Source organism: Beduini sp. (genome assembly GCF_047239305.1).
In the GTDB taxonomy this organism is placed as follows: Bacteria; Bacillota_I; Bacilli_A; order Erysipelotrichales; family Coprobacillaceae; genus Beduini.
The window spans coordinates 720,650-742,391 of sequence record NZ_JBKTEM010000001.1; the positions used below are offsets into that span (position 1 = coordinate 720,650).

Here is a 21,742-nt window from a genome sequence, read left to right on the forward strand (position 1 = left end):
AAAAGGAAAAGTAGTGATTACTTTTCCCTTCGCTGACTATTCACTGACTTTTTTTTCAGGGCTTGTTGCACTCACAGTTCTGTCATTATTTCTGTTATCGTATCTAGGACGTCTTGGACGATCATCTCTATAACGAGGTTTTCTTCTTTCGTTATTTTCTACTGAAGTGATCGCATCATTCATTGATACTTCTTTATCATCTTCATCTTTAACGTAAGCGACTGTTAAAGGTTCACCTTTTGCTTCACAGATTGCATCAGCCATAGCTGCAATAATTAATTTAACTGCTCTGATGGCATCATCATTTGCTGGGATTACGTAATCCACTTCATCAGGATCACAGTTTGTATCAACAATACCAAATACAGGAATACCTAAGATTCTTGCTTCCGCTACTGCGTTGTGTTCAGCTTTTGGATCAACAACGAATAAAGCGTTTGGTAATTTTTTCATTTCTTTAATACCACCTAAGTTCTTTTCTAACTTAGCGGCTTCTTTTTTAAGTAAGATGACTTCTTTTTTAGGTAATACTTCAAAAGTTCCGTCAGCTTCCATTTTTTCTAATTCTTTTAATCTTCTGATTCTTTTTTGGATAGTTTTGAAGTTTGTTAAAGTTCCACCTAACCATCTGCTGTTTACATAGAAAGATTCAGATCTTAATGATTCTTCTCTTACTGCTTCTTGAGCTTGTTTTTTAGTACCTACGAACAGTACTTTTCCACCTTTAGCAGCGATTTCACCCATTGCTTTGTAAGCTTCATCAATTTTCTTAGATGATTTTTGCAAATCGATGATGTAAATCCCGTTTCTTGATGTAAAGATGTAAGGTGCCATTTTTGGGTTCCATCTTTTTGTTTGATGTCCGAAATGAACACCAACTTCAAGTAATTTTTTCATTGAAATTACAGACATAGTAACTTCCTCCTTTTGTTTTTTTCCTCCACCACTTCTAACTCCTATCACCTTTCGGCACTCGATAGTCGAATCCATGATGTGTGTATTTTTTTAATACCTCGTTGATTATATTATAAAATAGTGAATCTGTCAATCTTTATCTTTCCCTTTTAATGGGCTTTTATTCGCTAAAGGATGTGCAGACATATATGTTTTTTTCAATTTATCCATAGTGACATGCGTATAAATTTGGGTAGAAGATAAATCAGCATGTCCCATCATCTCCTGGACAATACGGATATCCGCTCCCTGATCCAGTAAATGTGTAGCAAAAGTATGGCGCAGCATATGCGGATGCACCTTCTTTTTTAAAGGAGAATTTAAAGACACTTTTTCCAACATGTCATAAACGCCGCGTTCTGTTATTTTGCCACCGTATTGATTCACAAATAAGTATGGATGATCTTCGTTTTTCTTTTCCATCAATTCTTTACGCGTATCTTCTATGTATTCTTCCATATACTGCTGACAGATCGGATTAAACGGGACATAGCGTGTCTTTCCTCCCTTTCCTTTTACCACGATCAGTCCCTGATCAAAATCAATGTCTGTCAGTTTAACATTGATCGCTTCACTGACTCTTAACCCGGTGGCATACATTAATTCAATGATCATCTGATTGCGTTTTCCTAATGGTTTAGAAAGATCAATACTGTCGATCAGCGCTTCAAATTCATCATAGTAAAGAAACTCCGGCATTTTTTTTGTGATTTTCGGCTGAGACACTAAAGCAAATGGATTTACTTGAATGATATCATTTTCCAGCAGGTAAGCAAAAAAGCAGCGCAGCACACTGATATGATGACGAATCGATAAATTAGACAGATCATGGTCATGCAGATAAACAATATACCCGCGAACATGAGGATAGGTGATCTGATCAAAACTGTCGAAGGCCTCTTTTTTGCAGTAAAGATAAAACTGTTCAATATCGTTGGAATAGGTCTTAATCGTTAATTTAGAATACTGTTTAAGATTCGTTAAATAATTTAGATAATGATCAATCCATTCTTTCATCGTCTTTACCTAATTGTTCCTTCATGATCTTAATCGCACGCGCCGCATAAGCTGCCTTTTTTTCTTTCTTTTTTACTTTAGTTTCCAAATCTGGAACGATTCCGAAATTAGCCTTCATCGGTTGGAAATTCTGAGAGTCACTATGGGTGATATAATAAGCCAAAGCACCCGTAATCGTACGCGGATCAAATGTAATCAATGTTTTTTTCTGAAGCAGTCTTACCATATTTTTCCCTGCCACAATTCCGCTGCTGGCAGATTCCACATAGCCTTCTACTCCCGTCAGTTGTCCGGCAAAGAACAGATCATCACGCAGACGATACTGATAAGTTTGTCGTAAATGAAGCGGCGAACAGATAAAAGAATTGCGATGCATCACTCCATAGCGCACAATTTGACAGTTTTCTAAACCCGGAATCATCTGTAGGATGCGTTTTTGTTCCGGCCAAGTCAGATGAGTCTGGAATCCGACAATATTATACAGACTGGCATTCGCATTATCCTGGCGTAGCTGAACAACAGCATAAGGGCGCTTTTCGTCCGGTGTTTCTAAGCCAACCGGTTTCATGGGACCAAACAGTAGCGTCTGATTTCCGCGGCGAGCCATTTCTTCAAACGGCATGCAGCCTTCAAAGAACTTTTCTTCAAAATCCTTTGGTTTCACTACTTCTGCATGAATCAAAGCATCATAGAAGCTCTCAAACTGTTCCTTATCCATAGGACAGTTGATATATTCCGCTTCTCCTTTATCATAGCGTGATTTATAGTAAGCTTTCGTAAAGTCAATGCTTTCCTTAGTAACGATCGGAGCAGCGGCATCAAAGAAATAGAAATAATCATCACCCAGCAAGCTCTTAATCGCTTCACTTAATGGCTGAGAAGTCAGTGGTCCGCTGGCAATGATCGTTGGTCCTTTTGGAATCTCTGTTACTTCTTCATGAATCACTTCTACTAAAGGATGATTTTTTATATATTCTGTTACGGCACTCGAAAAGCCATGACGGTCCACCGCCAGGGATCCCCCGGCCGGTACCGCATGAGCTCTTGCGAAACGGATAATAATGCTGTCCATCATCTCCATCTCCTGCTTTAATACGCCAACGGCATTCCCTAAGCCATCGGCACGCAGTGAATTTGAGCATACTAATTCAGCAAAGTTTTCTGTTTGATGCGCTTCCGTTGATTTGATTGGACGCATTTCATATAAACGAACCGGAATCCCTTCTTTAATCAATTGATAGGTGGCTTCACAGCCGGCTAATCCGGCGCCAATGACATTTACTTTCTGTTCCATAAGTTCCTCCTTCTAAGCTAAAGAAAGGCTAAACGTTAAACGAATAGCCTTATTATTTAATGATCGTTTTACATTTCGGATAGTTGATACAGGCTTTAAATTCACCATAACGTCCTTTTTTCAAAACCACTTCTCCTCCGCAGTTCGGACATTTCTCACCTTCGACAATCACCGGCTCACTTTTCTTCTTCGCTGAAGCTGCGGTGCTTTTTTCTTTTTTCTTGATATGTTTGCAGGCCGGATAGTTGCTGCAGGCTTCAAAGCGTCCAAAGCGTCCCTGCTTATAAATCATCGGACTTCCGCATTCCGGACACATTTCGCCCGTTTCTTCTACTTGCTGCTCCGGTTTTTTAATATAGCGGCAAGTCGGGAAATTACTGCAGGCTACAAAGGTTCCGTAGCGCCCTTTTCTTTCCACTAAGTCATGTCCGCATTCCGGACACAGCTCTCCTGTTTTCTTATCTTCGATTTTTTCCATATTTTCATAGGCTTTTTCAAGCAATGGATCAAACTGCGTACAGAAAGATCTTAAAGCAGATACATAATTATCTTTTCCTTCTGAAATCTCATCCAGCTCATGTTCCATATCAGCAGTATATTCTACATTGATGATAGAATCAAAATATTCCGTTAATTTATCACTTGTCAGATACCCTGATTCTGTTGGTGAGAACTTCTTATCCTCATAGCTGACATAGCCTCTCGTTTGAATCGTATCAATGATGCTGGCATAAGTGCTAGGACGTCCAATCCCCAATTCTTCAAGGGTTTTAATCAGCTTAGCTTCACTGTAGCGAGCCGGCGGTTTAGTAAAGTGCTGTGTTTTTTGAATATCTTGAGAAATCAAAGTTTCAGTTTCAATCAATTCCGGCAACAGCATATCTTCTGATTTATCATAATCACTGTAAAGTCGAAGATACCCATCAAACTTAATTACCGATCCGGTTACTTTGAATTCGTAACCGTTGTTATCTAAGCTGACAGAAGTGGCATCAAATACCGCTGGTGCCATCAAAGAAGCCACTGCACGACTGTAGATCAATTTATACAGACGGAATTCATCATTAGATAAATGTTCTTTTACAGATTCCGGTGATCTTTCAACGCTGGTAGGACGAATCCCCTCATGCGCATCCTGAACATTTTCTTTTTTCTTCGATACTTTTCTTTTCCCTACATACTTTTTACCATAAACGTTTTCAATATACTGATCAGCATCTTGAACAAAGCTGTCTGATAAACGAATGGAATCGGTACGCATATAGGTAATCAACCCGACAGTTTCACTTTTCAAGTCGATCCCTTCATAAAGCTTCTGAGCAATCGACATTGTTTTCTTCGCACTGAAGCCTAATTGTGAAGAAGCAGCCTGCTGCAATGTCGACGTTGTAAACGGCGGCTTGGAATCACGATTTCGTTTTGTCTTTTTAACACTGCTGACAATAAATTCTTTATTTAAACGTTCATAGATAGAATTCGCTTCTTCCACATTATGAATTTCAATCTTTTTATTCTTGTATTTCGCAAGTTCTCCGCTGAATTCAATTTCATCTTTCAAGAACTTTGCATTAATATGCCAGTATTCTTCTGGTTTAAACGCATCGATTTCACGTTCTTTTTCAACAATCAAACGTAATGCGACGGATTGCACACGTCCAGCCGATTTGGATTTAATCTTTTTTTGAAGCAGTTTTGAGAGTTTAAAACCAATAATACGATCAAGCACACGACGTGTTTCCTGTGATTTTACTAAATTCGTATCGATCTTGCGAGGATGATTTAACGCATCCACCACCGCATCCTTTGTAACTTCATTAAAAACAATACGGTTTTCCAGTGTTTCATCTAAGCCTAATACTTCGGCTAAATGCCATGAAATAGCTTCTCCCTCACGGTCAGGATCGGTAGCCAGATAAACAAAGTCTGAATCTTTGACTGCTTTTTTCAAATCTTTCACAACATCTTTTTTATCTTTACTGATAACGTATTTAGGCTCAAATTCATTTTCAACGTCGACTCCTAATCCGTCTTTTCCAGAAGTAGATAAATCTCTTATATGTCCTTTTGAGGAAGTTACTGCATAATCACTCCCCAAATACTTTTCTATCGTTTTAGATTTAGAAGGGGATTCCACAATCACCAATTTCTTTTTCATGTTTATTCCTTCCTTTCTTACATACTTATCCATTTATTACACTTTTTTTATAAATTGTCAACAAAAATATTAAAACAAATCTTCGACATCAACTAAAATGTCAGCCCCTTGACTGATCAATCGATTACAGCCGTCATACTCCCCAATGCGATTAGGAACACAATAAATATCCTTCCCCTGATTCAAGGAAAAATTCACTGTAATCATTGTTCCAGAACGCTGTTTTGCTTCAACGACAATCAGCTTCTCTCCTAATCCCGCAACGATCCGATTGCGTATCGGGAAGCATTCTTTTTTAGGAATCATTGCTCCCGGATATTCACTTATAACTAAATGCTCTCCCTTCAGCAATTGATAGAGAGACAGATTTTCTTTTGGGTAGCAGTAATCAATGCCGCTGCCTAAAACAGCGATTGTTTTCCCCTGCCCTTTCATCGCTCCTAAATGACTATATGCATCGATGCCTTTTGCCATACCGCTCACGATAACTTTTCCTTTCTTCGCTAAATTAAAGCTGATGGATAAAGCCATTTTTCTTCCATAGTCACTGCACGCCCGCATGCCTACCATGCTGATGCAATCACGATTGCAAAGAGAAAGATCTCCGTAATAAAATAGAACGAACGGCGGCGAATCGATCTCTTTAAGGCGCGTAGGATAATCCTTGCTGAGGATCGTGGTATAAGAGCATGTTAAAGCATCTTTCATTTTAGTAAGTTCATTTTTATTGATCGGTTCATTTTTAGTAACGGCTTTATAGATCTGATTAAAATTTCCTTGATATTTAATCGCATAATAAAGGAGTTGTTCTTCCATCTTTTCACCTCACTTACCTATACCTTTTTAAAAGTGAGAATACTAAAAAAGATTTCTTTATACATCTAAAGAAATCTGCTTATGTAATATGCTTTTTATCGGTTCAAAAGTTCGGCGATGGATAGGCAGAACACCATATTCAAATACCGCTTCTTTATGTTTTTTAGTCGGATAACCTTTATGATTTTTAAAGCCATATTCAGGATATAATTCATCATAATCACGCATGATGCGGTCACGTGTCACCTTCGCAAGAATGCTGGCAGCAGCGATCGTAATCGATTTAGCGTCCCCTTTAATAATGGATTGCACAGGAATACCCAGATTCAGCGGCATCGCATCGCTTAACACTGCATCCACTTTGAGTTCCAACCCACGAACCCCTTCTTCCATTCCTAACTTGCTGGCTTGGTAAACATTGAGTTCATCAACTGCTTTTTCATCATAAATCATAATTTTATAGTCAAGGGCATGCTCAATAATCACATCATACAACAGCTCTCGTTTTTTCTCCGTTAACTTTTTTGAATCATTGATGCGGTCATCATTAAAATCATTAGGCAGCACACAAGCTGCGACAACCAGCGGTCCGGCAATCGGACCTCGTCCGGCTTCATCACACCCGGCAATAATCAGCTGTCCTTTTTGGATGCAGGCATTTTCATAATCACGCATGGAAGCCATAATCTTCTATAACCTCCCATGTTACTTTCGCAATCGCAGCATCCAGCAGATCTTTCAAGACAATCTCAATGACACGGTCATAATCGGTTTCCCCATTGATTTTTTTCAAATGTCGGCTTGCCGCAATTTTAGTAAAGGTATCTTCAATCCACTCCCCGTCAAAATCAATTGTCCCCATTTGATAACGCTCATTTAAACTGCCGGGATAATGCTTTTCTAAGTATTGCAAGGCATAGATGATCAATTCATCCAATGGCAGAATTGTACTTTTAATCGATCCGATTAAAGCGATGTTACGAGCCACTGTTTCATTTTCAAACTTAGGCCACAATACCCCCGGTGTATCAAACAATTCAAAATCATTATTAACACGAATTATCTGTTGAGCTTTCGTTACTCCCGGACGATTTCCGGTAATTGTCGCTTTCCGTGAAGCTAAACGATTAATAAAGGTGGATTTCCCAACATTCGGGATACCGACCACCATTGCCCGAACCGGCCTTGGCTTAAGTCCGCGGGCACGCTCTTTTTCCATTTTTACTTTCAACGCTTCCTGACAAAGCTGAATAATGGTCTTATAATCATTGAAGTTCTTTAGATTAACACTGATCGCAAGATAGCCTAATGATCGATAATATTTCATCCATTGATCGACTCTTTTTTGATCAGCTAAATCTTTTTTAGTAATGACAATCAAACGCGGCTTATTTTTAATAATATCATCAAACATTGGATTCTTAGAAGCAAAAGGAGCACGTCCATCCACCAGCTCAATTACGATATCAATTATTTTTAAACGTTCCTCTATTTCACGTCTAGCTTTTGCCATATGACCTGGAAACCATTGTATACTCATTTTCGTTTTCCTCCTTATTTAATCCAATTAAAATGATTGAACGGGTAAATCACAACCCCTTCTTTTCCAATAAAATCATTGAAGCTAAAACATCCAATCGTACGTGAATCCGCTGAATTCAGACGATTGTCACCTAATACAAAGTATTGTCCTTCTGGTACAATATATTCAAAATCAGCCGTAAACTGACTCACTCCTCTTGAAGCTTTTGCCCGGGCAACATAATCACGATCCAGATAATCTTCTTCATAAAGAACGCCATTAATATAAAGCTCATCGTTTACAAACTTAATATGGTCTCCGGGAAACCCAATCAGTCGTTTAATAATATTTTCATTATTTTGTTTCCAGTCAATGATCACCACATCAAAACGTTTGAGTTCACTCTCTTTTAAACCAATCACATTGATTAGTGCAATATCCTGATCCGCTACTGTCGGATACATCGAGGATCCGATAATCGATACCGGGCGAATCACTTTAGTAAAAACAAGCTGTGAAGCCACGATGATTGCAAGTAACTCAATTATATAGATGACGACACTGCGTGCCGTTGATTTTTTATCTTTCATACTTTCACCTCTTTCCTTATTATAAAGAAAAAGGAGGCATATTTCCATATGCCCCATTAAAATTATTTTCTAAGTTCTTTAATTCTAGCCGCTTTACCAGATAATCCACGTAAGTAATGTAATTTAGCTCTACGTACTTTACCCACTTTAACAACCTCGATACGATCGATGATTGGTGAATGAATTGGGAAAATTCTTTCAACTCCAACTTGGTAAGAGATTTTTCTTACTGTAAATGTTTCAGAAATTCCTCCGCCGTTACGAGCGATACATACACCTTCAAATAACTGAATACGGTGCTTTTCCCCTTCTTTAATCTTTACATAAACTTTTACAGTATCCCCTGGTTTAAATTGAGGGATGTCAGTTCTTAATTGTTTTTTAGTGATTTCTTCAACTAATCTTAAGTTCATCTTATTTCTCCTTTTATCAAATTTTTTCTTCAAAGTTCATACGTTTATAACCAGCGGAACTTCTGTAGTCCACAAAGACTTTAATATATTAGCACTTTTCCTTTTATAAATCAACATTATTTTTAATTTTCTCTAATAAAGCGGCTTCTTCTTTATCCAATACTCTGTTTTCTAAAAGATCGGGACGACGTTCCCATGTTTTTTTTAATGACTGATATAAACGCCAGCGGCGAATATTTTCATGATGACCGCTAAGTAAAACATCCGGCACGCTTTTTTCATCATAAACCATAGGGCGTGTATATTGCGGAAATTCCAGTAAGCCATTAGAAAAACTATCGTCCTGATGACTTTCTTGTGTAATCGCACCATCTAACAGACGAATCACAGCATCACTTACTACCATGCTTCCCAGTTCACCGCCAGTCAGGACGTAATCACCGATTGAAAGCTCCATATCGCAATAATCGCGAATACGTTCATCATAGCCTTCATAATGTCCGCAAATAATAATTAAATGGGAGCAGCGTGATAGCTTAGCAGCAACTGCCTGCTTAAACTGCTGTCCGGTTGGACACATTAAAATAGTAAGACTTTCCTTTGTCTGGATTGCTTTTAAACAATCAATTACAGGCTGGCATTGCAGAACCATGCCTTGCCCACCGCCATAAGGATAATCGTCTACTTTCTTATGTTTGTTCTCTGCATACTCGCGAAAATCGTGGATTTCAACAGAAACAACGCCACTTTCAATCGCTCTTGAAATGATAGACGTTTTTAAAAAGCCCTCAAACATTTCCGGAAACAAAGATAAAATATCAATTTTCATACTACATACCTTCCAACTGATTGAAACGGATATACTTCTCACTGATTTTTTCTTCCAAAATGAAAGCCTCAATATAAGGAATCAGCAGCTGTGTCCCATCTTCCTTTTTCACAACTAAAATATCATAACGGGGATTCTCCATAATGGAAGTCACTATTCCCATGTACTCTTCATGCTGATTATATACCTTGCAGTCAATCAAATCCTGATAGAAGTATTCATCTTCTCCCAATAGATTCGGATCATAATCTCCGTATATTTCATAGTCTCGATACTTTTCAACCAGATTAATATCTTCATGGTCTTTAAATGTCACTAACTCCACACCCTTATGCTGACGGTGACGAAGGCATTCTAACGTCAGTGTCTCTGCGCCTTTTGTAAGAGTAATTTTCTTTCCTTTTTTAAATCGTTCCGCTGCAAACGATGAAACAGATTTAATTTTAACTTCCCCTTTAATGCCATGGGTTCCTACCACTTTTCCGATATATAATTGTTCCATTGTTCCTCCATTAAAAAATAGATGTGAGAACACATCTATTCATATGATTCAAACTTAATCGTTACTTTCTTTTCTGACAAAACGCCAGTGACCGACATTAACTGTCTGATGGCGCTTGCCATTGCCCCTTTTTTACCGATCAGTTTTGCAATATCATCGTGCGTTGCATAGACATATAAAACGATCTCATTTTCTTCTAAAGAAGGCATTTCTTTTACTTTAAGATGTTCTTTATCATCGACCAAATCCACACAAATATCGTGTAAGATTTTTACGTAGTCCATCATTATTTTCCAGCTTTTGCGTCAGCGAATTTTTTGATGATTCCAGCTTTTGATAATAAGTTTTTAACTGTATCTGAAGGCTGAGCTCCAACGTTTAACCATTTCATTACAGCTTCTTCATTAATCGTTACTTGTGCTGGATTTTTAGTTGGATCATAAGTTCCTAATTGTTCAATGAAACGACCATCTCTAGGTGATCTTGAATCTGCTGCTACGATTCTATAAAATGGTGCTTTTTTAGCTCCCATACGTTTTAATCTTAATTTTACTGCCATGTATTTTCTCCTTTATATTAAATGTTTACTGGTACATAATACCATATTATTTTCTTCTGTCAAGTATTTTTACTTAACAGCATAAATTTTATGGATGGATCATCGTTAATGCTACTTTTTTCTTAGCTGTGTCTACACTGTCTACCCAAACTGTAATAATATCGCCTACATTGACTTTATCTAATGGATGTCTCACTCTTGTTTTCGCCATTTTAGAGATATGAACCAGTCCGTCATTCTTCAATCCGATATCCACAAACGCTCCAAAATCGACTACATTTCTGACTGTTCCCTGCAATTCCAATCCTACAGACAGATCATCAATATTTAAAATATCTTTTTTTAAGATAGCACTTTGATAATGATCCCTCGGTGTTCTCAATGGGCTTTTCAAACAATCAATAATATCTTCCAATGTATACATATCAATCTTTAGTTTATCAGCTAACTCATTAAGATCCAGCTGCTTTAAACAGTCATTTAATTCCTTAGTTCCGATCTGCTGAACCGTGAATCCTAAATCGTTCAGCAAACGCTGCGTAGCTTCATAGCTTTCCGGGTGAATAGCGGTCTGATCCAGTGGATTGATTCCATCTAAAATACGCAGAAAGCCAATCGCCTGCATGTAGGATTTTGGACCTAATTTAGGCACTTCCTGAATCTGCTTGCGATCATTAAAACGACCGATTTTTTCACGATAGGTGACAATATTTTTAGCGATTGTCGCTGAGCATCCGGAAACATATTGCAGTAAGGAAGGCGAAGCCGTATTAATATTAACGCCTACTTGGTTTACAGATTTTGTAACGACAAACTCCAACTGCTCCCCTAAACGCTTTTGATTCATATCATGCTGATACTGTCCGACACTGATTGCCTTTGGTTCGATTTTCACCAATTCTGCCAAAGGATCCTGAAGCCTTCTGGCAATAGAAACCGCTGAACGTTCCTCTACCTGATAATCAGGAAATTCTTCTTTTGCCACTTTGCTGGCACTGTATACAGAAGCCCCTGCTTCCGACACAATAACATAAGCCACATTCAGATTTTCTTCTTTGATTACTTTGGCGATAAAAGCCTCTGTTTCACGGCTGGCTGTCCCATTTCCAATCGCAATTACTTCAACTTGATACTGTTTTACCAGTTTTACGACTTTGCGTATATCATGAGAATAATCTGCTTTTGGCAAAGTCGGGTAAATCTTATCAATCGTCAATACCTTTCCGGTTGGATCAATAACTGCCAGTTTGCATCCCGTTCTAAAAGCCGGATCGACACCTAAGATCGTTTTATCTTTTAACGGCGGCTGCATTAATAATTTTTCTAAATTGATTGAGAATACTTCTAATGCCTGCAATTCTGCCTTTTCAGTCAGCTCACTACGAATTTCTCTTTCGATCGAAGGATACAACAAGCGTTTAAATCCATCTTCAATAGCTTCTTTAATCACTTCTTTTGCGATTGTTTCCTTATTGCGGATAAATCCATAAAGAATATAATCTAAAAAACGTTCCTTATCATAATCAAATGAGACACTGATAACTTTTTCATTTTCTGCACGGTTAATTGCTAAAATACGGTGAGGAACAATGTATTTTAACCGTTCACTGAATTGATAATACATTTCATACGTTTTGTTTTCATCGGTATGTTTTTTCTTTTCTTTGGTTATAATGACACCTGTCTTATACAACATATCCTTTACATATTTACGATATTTGACTTGATCTGCCATATTTTCTGCAATGATATCTTTAGCGCCATCGATAGCCGCCTGCTCATCCACAACATTTTCATTTATATACTTCTTTGCCTCTGCCATCACATCCCCGCTTTTAGGCAAAGATAACAGCCACTGACTTAACGGCTCCAAGCCATTTGCCTTCGCCATAATCGCACGGGTCTTCTTTTTTTCTTTGAAAGGGCGATAAATATCTTCTAATTCACTTAGCTTTTCACATTTTAGGATATCTGCCTTCAATGTTTCATCCAGCATTCCCTTTTCATCAATCAAACGAATGATATCTTCCTTACGCTTATTTAAACTGATGCCATACTCATATATTTTTTCAATTTCTCTGATCTGATCTTCATTTAATGCACCGGTTACCTCTTTACGATAACGCGCAATAAAAGGAACAGTATTTCCTTCTTCTAGTAAAGTCAATACTTTTTCAACCTGATTTTTCGTGATCTCTAATGTTTTTGCAACTTGTTCTATGACTTGTTTATCCATTTCACAACTTCCTTTCTTGCCTTAAAATCATAGCATTCTCTTATCCTGAATACAAGTCTTGACATCTTCAAACTTTTTTAATATTTTCATTTAATTTATGATACAATAATCATCAAGAGGTGATAATATGATAGATTTTAAAAAAGCGATTGATGATCAGTTCGATCAATTAATCAAAGATATGGCTGATTTAGTTTCAGTAAACTCTGTTCTTGATGAAACAACAGCGAGGGAAAATCAGCCATTTGGAAAAGCAAACCGAGACGTCCTAGATAAGATGCTGGCAATCGGTCAGCGTGACGGTTATGCAACCAAGGATGTCGATGGCTACGCCGGTCATATCGATATTGGCAGCGGTGATGAAGTCGTAGCCGTATTAGGACATCTGGATGTTGTGCCGGTGAATGAAAGCGGATGGGCAACTCCTCCATTTGAATTGACTCAGGTCGGCAATAAATATTTTGGCCGTGGAACCAGCGATGACAAAGGACCGTTGCTTGCTGCTTACTATGCCGCTAAGATCATTGAAAAAAGTGGGTTAGAAACACGTAAAAAGATGCGTATTATTTTTGGTTGCAATGAAGAATCCGGATCAAAATGTATGAAATACTATTTTACAAAAGAACCTTTCCCAAATATGGGATTTACTCCTGATGCCAACTTCCCAGTTGTTTATGGTGAAAAAAAAGGCGTTCAATTTCATATCAGCGGACACGTTCAAGAAGATGTATTAATTTCTCTTCATGCCGGCAGTGTTGTCAACATTGTTCCTGAAAAAGCCACAGCCGTTTTAAAAGGAACAAAACAACAGTATGAACAGGCTTTCCAGCAATTTTTAAGTGATAAACAATTGACGGGTACGATTCAATCAGACGTTGCGACAACGACAATTGAATTGACCGGAAAATCAAGCCACGCATCTTTACCGCATTTAGGACGTAACGCAGTTGTCTTACTTTCAGAATTTTTAAATACCATTATTTCAAATCCGGTCGTTGATTTTATCGCAAAATACTTTACAGATGATTACTACGCCAAAAAGCTGGGATTTGGCTTCACCGGTCAGATGGGACCATTAACATTAAGTGTAGGTATTGTGCATTATGAAAATTCCAAGCTTAATATTTATTTAGACCTGCGTTGTCCTCATGAATTAGACAGCGATAAAATGCTGGTATGTATGCATCAGGCTATTGATCCTTACGGATTTAATGAAGAGCATCACATTGGCTCTCATTTGTTTGTTGATCCTAATTCAGAATTGATTCAGGGACTGCATCAGGCTTATGTGGACTGTACAGGTGACCAAGAAGCTAAACCACAAGCCATTGGCGGAGGCACATATGCCAAGACAATGCCAAACTGTGTCGCTTTTGGACCGGAATTCCCCGGTACCGATAACCAAATCCACCAAAACAATGAATTTGTGGACATTGACGAACTAAAATTGGCAGTTTTGATTTATGCCAATGCATTATATAATTTAATCAAATAGAAAAGGCGCAGATGCGCCTTCTTTTATTTCATATGTGATTTATCTCCGACCATATTCAGATCGTATGGGGTTTGCTGATAAACATAATAGTTCAGCCAGTTACTAAAAAGTAAATAAGCATGAGAACGCCATTTTACCTGAATTGTTTTATGACAGTCATTATCTTTATAATAATTCATAGGAATATCAGGATTCAATCCTTTATTGACATCACGGACATATTCATTATGTAAGGTTTCCGGATCATATTCGGGGTGTCCGGTCACAAAAAATCTTGAACCGTTAACAGAACCGATTAAGTAAGGTCCTGCTTCCTTTGAAGAAGCCAAGATATCTAAATCATCAAATTTTAGGATATCTTTTTCTAATAAAGTCGTATAGCGTGAATGGGGTGCATAAAACTGAAAATCAAATCCACGCAGGATTTTACGTTTCATCTTTTTAACATTCGTTTCATGGTCATATACTCCCGACAGTTTTTTATCTAAGCGATACTTATTGATGCCATAAAAGTAATGAAGTGCCGCCTGAGCTGCCCAACAGATATAAAAAGTGCTGAATACATTGGTTTTAGACCACTCCAAAATTTGAGTAAACTCTTCCCAATAATCAACTTCTTCAAAAGAGAGTTTTTCCACCGGAGCACCTGTAATAATCATACCATCATACTTATTTTCCTTAATTTCATCAAACGTATGATAAAAGGCTAATAAATGCTCCTGAGAGGTGTTTTTTGATTCATGACTCTTCATATGAATCCAGTCTACATCAATCTGCAGCGGCGTATTTGACAGCATGCGCAGCAATTGTGTCTCAGTCACTATTTTTGTCGGCATAATATTCAAAACAATAAGTTTTAAAGGACGGATATGCTGTGAATCCGCTCTGGAAGTCGGCATAACAAAGATGTTTTCACTTTCCAGTATTTTTTTAGCCGGTAAGGCATCAGGTATTCTAATAGGCATCGTATCATCCTTTCTTTTAGCTAAAGTAACTATATCATTAACCCCTAGTCAATTCAATAAAAAATCAATCAACTTGACTTAAAAACATTGCATATTTTATAAGAATATGATATAAATTTTATGTATTGCAACTGTGGTGGAATTGGTATACACGTAAGTTTGAGGGACTTATGAACATTCGTTCGTGCAAGTTCAAGTCTTGTCAGTTGCACCAATATACGATTTAAGAAGCCTTTAGCTTCTTTTTTTGTTTGTATAAATAAAAAAAGAATCTTGCGATTCTTCTTATTTATCTAATTTACTTGCAGCACCTTCATCAATGATTAATGTAAAATCAGGATGTGTGCTCAAGATTGAAGCTGGTAAAGAAGTTGTTGGTTCATCTTCCACCAATCCTTTAATAGCAGTTGCCTTATTATCACCACAAGCGATTAAAACAACACGTTTAGCTTCCATAATATTTTTAATTCCCATTGTCACAGCATGTGTCGGCACATCTTCTAAGATACCATCAAAGAATAAACGCGCATTATCTTTACGAGTAGATTCATCTAATTCAATATAGTGTGTCACTGAGTCAAATGATGTCCCAGGTTCATTGAACCCAATATGCCCGTTAGAACCGATCCCCAATAATTGAAGATCAATTTGATTTTCTGCCAACATGGCATTATAACGGTCACATTCTGCCTGAATATCTTGATTTCCTTTTGGTACATTAACATTATTTAAATCAATATCCAAGAATTTAAACAAATGTTCAGTCATGAAATAATAATAACTTTGTGGATGAGTTGGTGCCAACCCATAATATTCATCTAAGTTAAACGTATGAACATTTTTATAAGATGTCCCGTTCACCTTATGATCTTCTGCTAATAATTCATACATTCTGATCGGTGTAGATCCTGTTGCCAATCCTAAAATTGAATCCGGTTTTTCTTTAACCTGATCTCTAAAAATTTCAAACGCTTTTTGTGATGCTTCCTCGTAATCTTTTACTTTAATTACTTTCATACAATCCCTCCTATCACATAAAAAGGATAACATTTTTACAGAAAATTTCAAGTGCTAGTTAAAAAAATGTAAACGTTTAAATAAATACACATAATCTCTTTATTTTTTAGCCATTTTAAGGTACAATAGTAACATATATGGAGGTGTTTTACACATGATAAAAGGTATAGCTGCATCTAGTGGAATTGCAATCGCAAAAGCTTATAAACTAGTAATGCCAGACTTAACAGTTACAAAAACAACAATTGAAGATGTGGAAAAAGAAATTGCTTGCTATGAAGAAGCAATGGCTAAAACAGCAAAGGATTTAGAAATGATCAAAGAAGCTGCTTCTAAAAACTTATCTGCAGAGGAAGCGGCAGTATTTGATGCTCATGCATTAGTATTGAGTGATCCAGAAATGAAATCTCAAGTTGAAGACAAGATCAAAAACGAAAAGATCAACGCTGCCGCTGCTCTTGATGAAGTAGCTAATACGTTTATCGCTATGTTTGAATCAATGGATGATGATTATTTCAGAGAAAGAGCTGCTGACATTAAAGACGTTTCTCGTCGTTTATTAGCCGCTTTATTAGGTAAACAGTTACCTAACCCTGCTTTGATCGATGAAGAAGTTGTTATTATCGCAGACGACTTGACTCCATCTGATACAGCTCAATTAAATAAAAATCTAGTTAGAGGATTTGCTACAAACATCGGAGGTAGAACTTCTCACTCAGCAATCATGGCAAGAAGTTTAGAAATCCCAGCTGTTGTTGCTTGTAAGACGATTACTTCTGAAGTTAATGACAACGATATGATTATCTTGGATGGTAGTGAAGGTTTAGTGATCATTAACCCTAATGATGATGAGATCGCTACTTATGAAAAGAAACGTGATGACTATGTTGCTTATCGTGAAGAGTTAAAGAAATTAAAAGATGAAAAAACAGTGACTACTGATGGACATCATGTTGAATTAGTGGCAAACATTGGTTCACCAAAAGATATTGAAGGTGTTTTGGAAAACGGCGGAGAAGGTGTTGGACTTTACAGAACCGAATTCTTATACATGGAATCAGCTGAACTTCCTACTGAAGAAGAACAATTCAATGCTTACAAAGCTGTTCTTGAAGGAATCAATGGTCCTGTTGTTGTAAGAACATTAGATATTGGTGGAGATAAAGAAATTGCTGCTATCGACTTACCAAAAGAAATGAATCCATTCTTAGGTGTTCGTGCAATTCGTCTATGCTTCCAAAGAGAAGATATCTTCAGAACTCAATTAAGAGCCTTACTGAGAGCTTCAGTTTATGGAGATTTAAGAATCATGTTCCCAATGATTGCTACTCTGCAAGAATTCAGACAAGCTAAAGCTTTATTATTAGAAGAAAAAGAAAAATTAACAAACGAAGGTGTTGCTATTTCACCTAATATCCAAGTAGGTATCATGATTGAAATTCCTGCTGCTGCAGTATTAGCTGATCAGTTCGCTAAAGAAGTTGATTTCTTCTCAATCGGAACAAATGACTTGATCCAATATACTTTCGCTGCTGACAGAATGTCATCTTCAATCTCTTATTTATATCAACCATTTAATCCATCAATCTTACGTTTAGTTAAAAATGTAATTGATGCCGCTCACAAAGAAGGAAAATGGGTTGGTATGTGTGGTGAAATGGCTGGTGAAGCTATGGCCGCTCCTTTATTATTAGGATTAGGACTTGATGAATTCTCAATGTCTGCTACATCTGTACTTGGACAAAGAAAATTAATCAGAAGCCTTTCTAAAGTTGAAATGGAAAAATTAGCTAATGAAGCACTTCAAAAAGGAACAATGGAAGAAGTTGTAGAATTAGTAAAAGGTGCTACTGAACTTTAATAAAACGAAAACATAACCACAGTTGAGGTTATGTTTTTTTATGCTCTTTTTCCTTTATATACCTTAATTAAGTATATAGGAATCTCTATTCATTTATTTCCTATGTCCCACGTTCTCTATACAGGCAAGTAGCACATATAGATCCTATTCTTATCTTATATTTAGTTTTTCCTATGACTACATCTCCCTTTCTTTATACTTCAACACAAAAAAAGGAGGAAACCCTCCTCTCTTCTCTTACCCGGCAATCTGCTATTTTCGCGATCCCTCACTATCTTCGCCGTTGATATGCTTAACTTCTGTGTTCGAGATGGTTACAGGTGTGTCCATATCCCCATCATCACCGGATTCTTTTCTCTCTGAGCTCTCACTCAAAACTGGATAATAAGTTTCTTCTTCTAGGTTAAGTTCTCGACCTATTAGTATCAGTCCGCTCCATATATCACTATACTTCCACTCCTGACCTATCTACCTTATCGTCTTTAAGGGGTCTTCCAACTTGCGTCCGGAAGTCTCATCTTGAAGGGGATTTCACGCTTAGATGCCTTCAGCGTTTATTCCTGCCACACTTAGCTACCCAGCTGTGCCACTGGCGTGACAACTGGTCCACCATTGGTGTGTCCATCCCGGTCCTCTCGTACTAAGGACAGATCCTCTCAAACTTCCTGCGCCCACGACAGATAGGGACCGAACTGTCTCACGACGTTCTGAACCCAGCTCGCGTACCGCTTTAATGGGCGGACAGCCCAACCCTTGGAACCGAATTCAGCTCCAGGATGCGATGAGCCGACATCGAGGTGCCAAACCTCGCCGTCGATGTGAACTCTTGGGCGAGATCAGCCTGTTATCCCCAGGGTAGCTTTTATCCGTTGAGCGACGGCCCTTCCATTCGGCACCGCCGGATCACTAATCCCGACTTTCGTCCCTGTTCGACTTGTTTGTCTCACAGTCAAGCACGCTTCTGCATTTGCACTCGTCGATTGATTTCCATCCAATCTGAGCGTACCTTTGGGCGCCTCCGTTACTCTTTAGGAGGCGACCGCCCCAGTCAAACTGCCCACCTGACACGGTCCCTCACCCAGTTCATGGGTGCAGGTTAGAACTTCAATCAAACAAGAGTGGTATCCCAACAGCGGCTCCTCGTATACTGGCGTACACGTCTCTTCGCCTCCCACCTATCCTGTACATCTTTGATCAAAATTCAATATCAGGCTACAGTAAAGCTCCATGGGGTCTTTCCGTCTAGTTGCGGGTAACCTGCATTTTCACAGGTACTAAGATTTCACCGAGTCTGCTGCCGAGACAGCGCCCAAATCGTTACGCCTTTCGTGCGGGTCAGAACTTACCTGACAAGGAATTTCGCTACCTTAGGACCGTTATAGTTACGGCCGCCGTTTACTGGGGCTTCAATTCATTGCTTCTCCCTTTCGGAATAACAACTCCTCTTAACCTTCCAGCACCGGGCAGGCGTCACCCCATATACTTCGCCTTGCGGCTTCGCATAGAGCTGTGTTTTTGATAAACAGTCGCTTGGGCCGTTTTACTGCGGCTTATTTTCATAAGCACTCCTTCTCCCGAAGTTACGGAGTCATTTTGCAGAGTTCCTTGGCCATAGTTCTCTCGCTCACCTTAGGATTCTCTCCTCACCCATGTGTGTCCATTATCGGTACGGGCTAATAAAAATGTTGTTAGAAGCTTTTCTTGGAAGCTTGCTTCGACAGCTTCTGTACTTGGGTTCCCCCTTTCCATACGCTTCACGCCTTCTCCTTTTCGGTATGCGCATTTTTCTTCATACCAGATATCTCGCTTGCTCCGGCTCTTCCATCCGCCGGACCTGTCTAGCCTTCTCCGTCACTCCATCACTCTTTATTAGGTACAGGAATCTCCACCTGTTGTCCATCGACTACGCCTTTCGGCCTCGCCTTAGGTCCCGACTTACCCAGAGCGGACGAACCTTCCTCTGGAAACCTTGGGTTTTCGGTGCGTGGGATTCTCACCCACGTTCCGCTACTCACACCGGCATTCTCTCTTCTATCCTCTCCACATGTCCTTACGATCATGCTTCTCCGATGATAGAACGCTCCCCTACCACTCACATCTTAAATGTAAATCCATAGCTTCGGTATATTGCTTAGCCCCGGTAAATTTTCGGCGCAGAGTCATTCGACTAGTGAGCTGTTACGCACTCTTTAAAGGGTGGCTGCTTCTGAGCCAACCTCCTAGTTGTCTGGACATCTCCACTTCCTTTTCCACTTAGCAATTATTTTGGGACCTTAGCTGATGGTCTGGGCTGTTTCCCTTTTGACAATGGACCTTATCACCCACTGTCTGACTGCCAGGTATGTTTTCGTGACATTCGGAGTTTGATTATGTTCAGTACCCCGGGATGGGGCCATCACATATTCAGTGCTCTACCTTCACGCTACTTTACCCTGACGCTAGCCCTAAAGCTATTTCGGGGAGAACCAGCTATCTCCGAGTTCGTTTGGAATTTCACCCCTAGCCACAACTCATCCGCCAACGTTTCAACGGGGGTCGGTTCGGTCCTCCATCGGGTTTTACCCCAACTTCAACCTGGTCATGGCTAGATCACTCGGTTTCGGGTCTATGACATCCAACTACTCGCCCTTTTCAGACTCGCTTTCGCTTCGGCTCCGCATCTCCTGCTTAACCTCGCTGACTATCATAACTCGCCGGTTCATTCTACAAAAGGCACGCCATCACCCCTTAACGGGCTCTGACTTCTTGTAAGCATATGGTTTCAGGTTCTCTTTCACTCCCCTCCCGGGGTTCTTTTCACCTTTCCCTCACGGTACTGGTTCACTATCGGTCACAATGGAGTATTTAGCCTTTCGAGATGGTCCTCGATCCTTCCGACAGGATTTCTCGTGTCCCGCCGTACTCAGGATCAGTCTCGGCTTACCTCTACTTCGAATACGGGGCTCTCACCCTGTCTCGCATACCTTCCCATGTATTTCTTCTGTAAAGTTTCTTGCCTTCTTTGACTGTCCTATAACCCCAAGATAGCTCTTGGTTTGGGCTTCTTCCCTTTCGCTCGCCACTACTCAGGAAATCATTCTTATTTTCTTCTCCTACAGGTACTTAGATGTTTCAGTTCCCTGCGTCTTGCCTCCTATGCACTATCTATTCATGCATGGATACTATCTCTTAAATAGTGGGTTCCCCCATTCGGATATCAGCGGCTCTTGCGTGTGCTTACCACTCGCCGCTGCGTTTCGCCGTTTGCTGCGTCCTTCTTCGCCTCATTGTGCCTAGGCATCCTCCATACGCTCTTCTTTTCTTATCCTAGATTTGCTTTTGTTACTTTTTCTTAGTTTTTTCGACTATTAGGAAAGATCCTTTTTTTCCTGATCTTTCTAATATATCTTTTTCATCTTATTATCCAGTTTTCAATGATCTCTTTTCTCTGAGTGTCTCCACTCAAAACTGAACAGAACCTGCTTCTCCTTAGAAAGGAGGTGATCCATCCCCACGTTCCCGTAGGGATACCTTGTTA

At 39.0% G+C, this 21,742-nt stretch carries 18 protein-coding genes, 1 tRNA gene and 2 rRNA genes; 3 read left to right on the forward strand and 18 right to left on the reverse strand.

The window, feature by feature from the left end; genetic code table 11:
• Positions 1-36: 36 nt before the first annotated feature.
• From rpsB to ACLRVU_RS03725, 14 genes are all read right to left on the reverse strand, one after another.
• Complete coding sequence (rpsB, locus tag ACLRVU_RS03660) at positions 37-912, reverse strand: 30S ribosomal protein S2 (RefSeq protein ID WP_147549235.1); 876 nt, start codon at positions 910-912, stop codon at positions 37-39.
• 132 nt (positions 913-1,044) lie between these two features.
• Entirely contained in the window at positions 1,045-1,971 is a 927-nt protein-coding gene (gene xerA / locus ACLRVU_RS03665) for a site-specific tyrosine recombinase/integron integrase (protein WP_412890749.1), read from the reverse strand.
• Positions 1,955-3,265 carry a methylenetetrahydrofolate--tRNA-(uracil(54)-C(5))-methyltransferase (FADH(2)-oxidizing) TrmFO gene (trmFO, locus tag ACLRVU_RS03670; protein ID WP_412890750.1) on the reverse strand — a complete coding sequence of 437 codons (1,311 nt, stop codon included), beginning with the start codon at positions 3,263-3,265 and terminating at the stop codon, positions 1,955-1,957. The genes xerA and trmFO overlap by 17 nt, the downstream gene beginning before the upstream one ends.
• 52 nt (positions 3,266-3,317) lie before the next feature.
• Entirely contained in the window at positions 3,318-5,420 is a 2,103-nt protein-coding gene (gene topA, locus ACLRVU_RS03675; protein WP_412890751.1) for a type I DNA topoisomerase, read from the reverse strand.
• A gap of 69 nt (positions 5,421-5,489) precedes the next feature.
• Positions 5,490-6,236 carry a DNA-processing protein DprA gene (gene dprA, locus ACLRVU_RS03680; RefSeq protein ID WP_412890752.1) on the reverse strand — a complete coding sequence of 249 codons (747 nt, stop codon included), beginning with the start codon at positions 6,234-6,236 and terminating at the stop codon, positions 5,490-5,492.
• A 57-nt stretch (positions 6,237-6,293) separates the two neighbouring features.
• Entirely contained in the window at positions 6,294-6,920 is a 627-nt protein-coding gene (locus tag ACLRVU_RS03685) for a ribonuclease HII (RefSeq protein WP_412890753.1), read from the reverse strand.
• On the reverse strand, positions 6,904-7,776 hold the full coding sequence (gene ylqF / locus ACLRVU_RS03690) for a ribosome biogenesis GTPase YlqF (RefSeq protein WP_412890754.1): 873 nt from the start codon (positions 7,774-7,776) through the stop codon (positions 6,904-6,906). The genes ACLRVU_RS03685 and ylqF overlap by 17 nt, the downstream gene beginning before the upstream one ends.
• 14 nt (positions 7,777-7,790) lie before the next feature.
• On the reverse strand, positions 7,791-8,348 hold the full coding sequence (lepB, locus tag ACLRVU_RS03695) for a signal peptidase I (protein WP_412890755.1): 558 nt from the start codon (positions 8,346-8,348) through the stop codon (positions 7,791-7,793).
• A gap of 62 nt (positions 8,349-8,410) precedes the next feature.
• Positions 8,411-8,761 (reverse strand): 50S ribosomal protein L19, encoded by a 351-nt coding sequence (gene rplS / locus ACLRVU_RS03700; RefSeq protein ID WP_041139079.1) that lies wholly within the window; start codon positions 8,759-8,761, stop codon positions 8,411-8,413.
• Between the two features lie 103 nt (positions 8,762-8,864).
• On the reverse strand, positions 8,865-9,590 hold the full coding sequence (gene trmD / locus ACLRVU_RS03705; RefSeq protein WP_412890756.1) for a tRNA (guanosine(37)-N1)-methyltransferase TrmD: 726 nt from the start codon (positions 9,588-9,590) through the stop codon (positions 8,865-8,867).
• Position 9,591: 1 nt separating this feature from the next.
• Complete coding sequence (rimM, locus tag ACLRVU_RS03710; protein WP_412890757.1) at positions 9,592-10,092, reverse strand: ribosome maturation factor RimM; 501 nt, start codon at positions 10,090-10,092, stop codon at positions 9,592-9,594.
• 35 nt (positions 10,093-10,127) lie between these two features.
• A complete protein-coding gene (locus tag ACLRVU_RS03715) occupies positions 10,128-10,376 on the reverse strand; it encodes a KH domain-containing protein (protein WP_147549253.1) in 249 nt (82 codons plus the stop codon).
• A gap of 2 nt (positions 10,377-10,378) precedes the next feature.
• Positions 10,379-10,651, reverse strand: a complete 273-nt coding sequence (rpsP, locus tag ACLRVU_RS03720; protein ID WP_041139076.1) for a 30S ribosomal protein S16 — start codon at positions 10,649-10,651, stop codon at positions 10,379-10,381.
• A gap of 88 nt (positions 10,652-10,739) precedes the next feature.
• Positions 10,740-12,887 carry a Tex family protein gene (locus tag ACLRVU_RS03725; protein WP_412890758.1) on the reverse strand — a complete coding sequence of 716 codons (2,148 nt, stop codon included), beginning with the start codon at positions 12,885-12,887 and terminating at the stop codon, positions 10,740-10,742.
• Between the two features lie 127 nt (positions 12,888-13,014).
• On the opposite strand from ACLRVU_RS03725, the gene pepV reads away from it, so the two are divergent.
• Positions 13,015-14,382 carry a dipeptidase PepV gene (gene pepV, locus ACLRVU_RS03730; protein ID WP_412890759.1) on the forward strand — a complete coding sequence of 456 codons (1,368 nt, stop codon included), beginning with the start codon at positions 13,015-13,017 and terminating at the stop codon, positions 14,380-14,382.
• A 23-nt stretch (positions 14,383-14,405) separates the two neighbouring features.
• Here the strand turns inward: pepV and metA are convergent, their stop codons facing one another.
• Entirely contained in the window at positions 14,406-15,347 is a 942-nt protein-coding gene (gene metA, locus ACLRVU_RS03735) for a homoserine O-acetyltransferase MetA (RefSeq protein WP_412890760.1), read from the reverse strand.
• A gap of 127 nt (positions 15,348-15,474) precedes the next feature.
• Between metA and ACLRVU_RS03740 the strand changes: the two genes are divergently transcribed.
• A tRNA-Leu gene (locus ACLRVU_RS03740) sits at positions 15,475-15,561 on the forward strand.
• 71 nt (positions 15,562-15,632) lie between these two features.
• Here the strand turns inward: ACLRVU_RS03740 and nagB are convergent.
• The gene (nagB, locus tag ACLRVU_RS03745; protein WP_147549261.1) at positions 15,633-16,364 is read right to left on the reverse strand and encodes a glucosamine-6-phosphate deaminase; all 732 of its coding nucleotides are present in this window, start codon (positions 16,362-16,364) and stop codon (positions 15,633-15,635) included.
• Positions 16,365-16,518: 154 nt separating this feature from the next.
• Between nagB and ptsP the strand changes: the two genes are divergently transcribed.
• The gene (ptsP, locus tag ACLRVU_RS03750) at positions 16,519-18,225 is read left to right on the forward strand and encodes a phosphoenolpyruvate--protein phosphotransferase (protein ID WP_412890761.1); all 1,707 of its coding nucleotides are present in this window, start codon (positions 16,519-16,521) and stop codon (positions 18,223-18,225) included.
• 239 nt (positions 18,226-18,464) lie between these two features.
• On the opposite strand, the gene rrf is transcribed toward ptsP, so the two are convergent.
• Positions 18,465-18,573: ribosomal RNA gene (gene rrf, locus ACLRVU_RS03755) — 5S ribosomal RNA — on the reverse strand.
• 51 nt (positions 18,574-18,624) lie between these two features.
• Positions 18,625-21,532 (reverse strand): 23S ribosomal RNA (locus ACLRVU_RS03760).
• Positions 21,533-21,742: the final 210 nt, after the last annotated feature.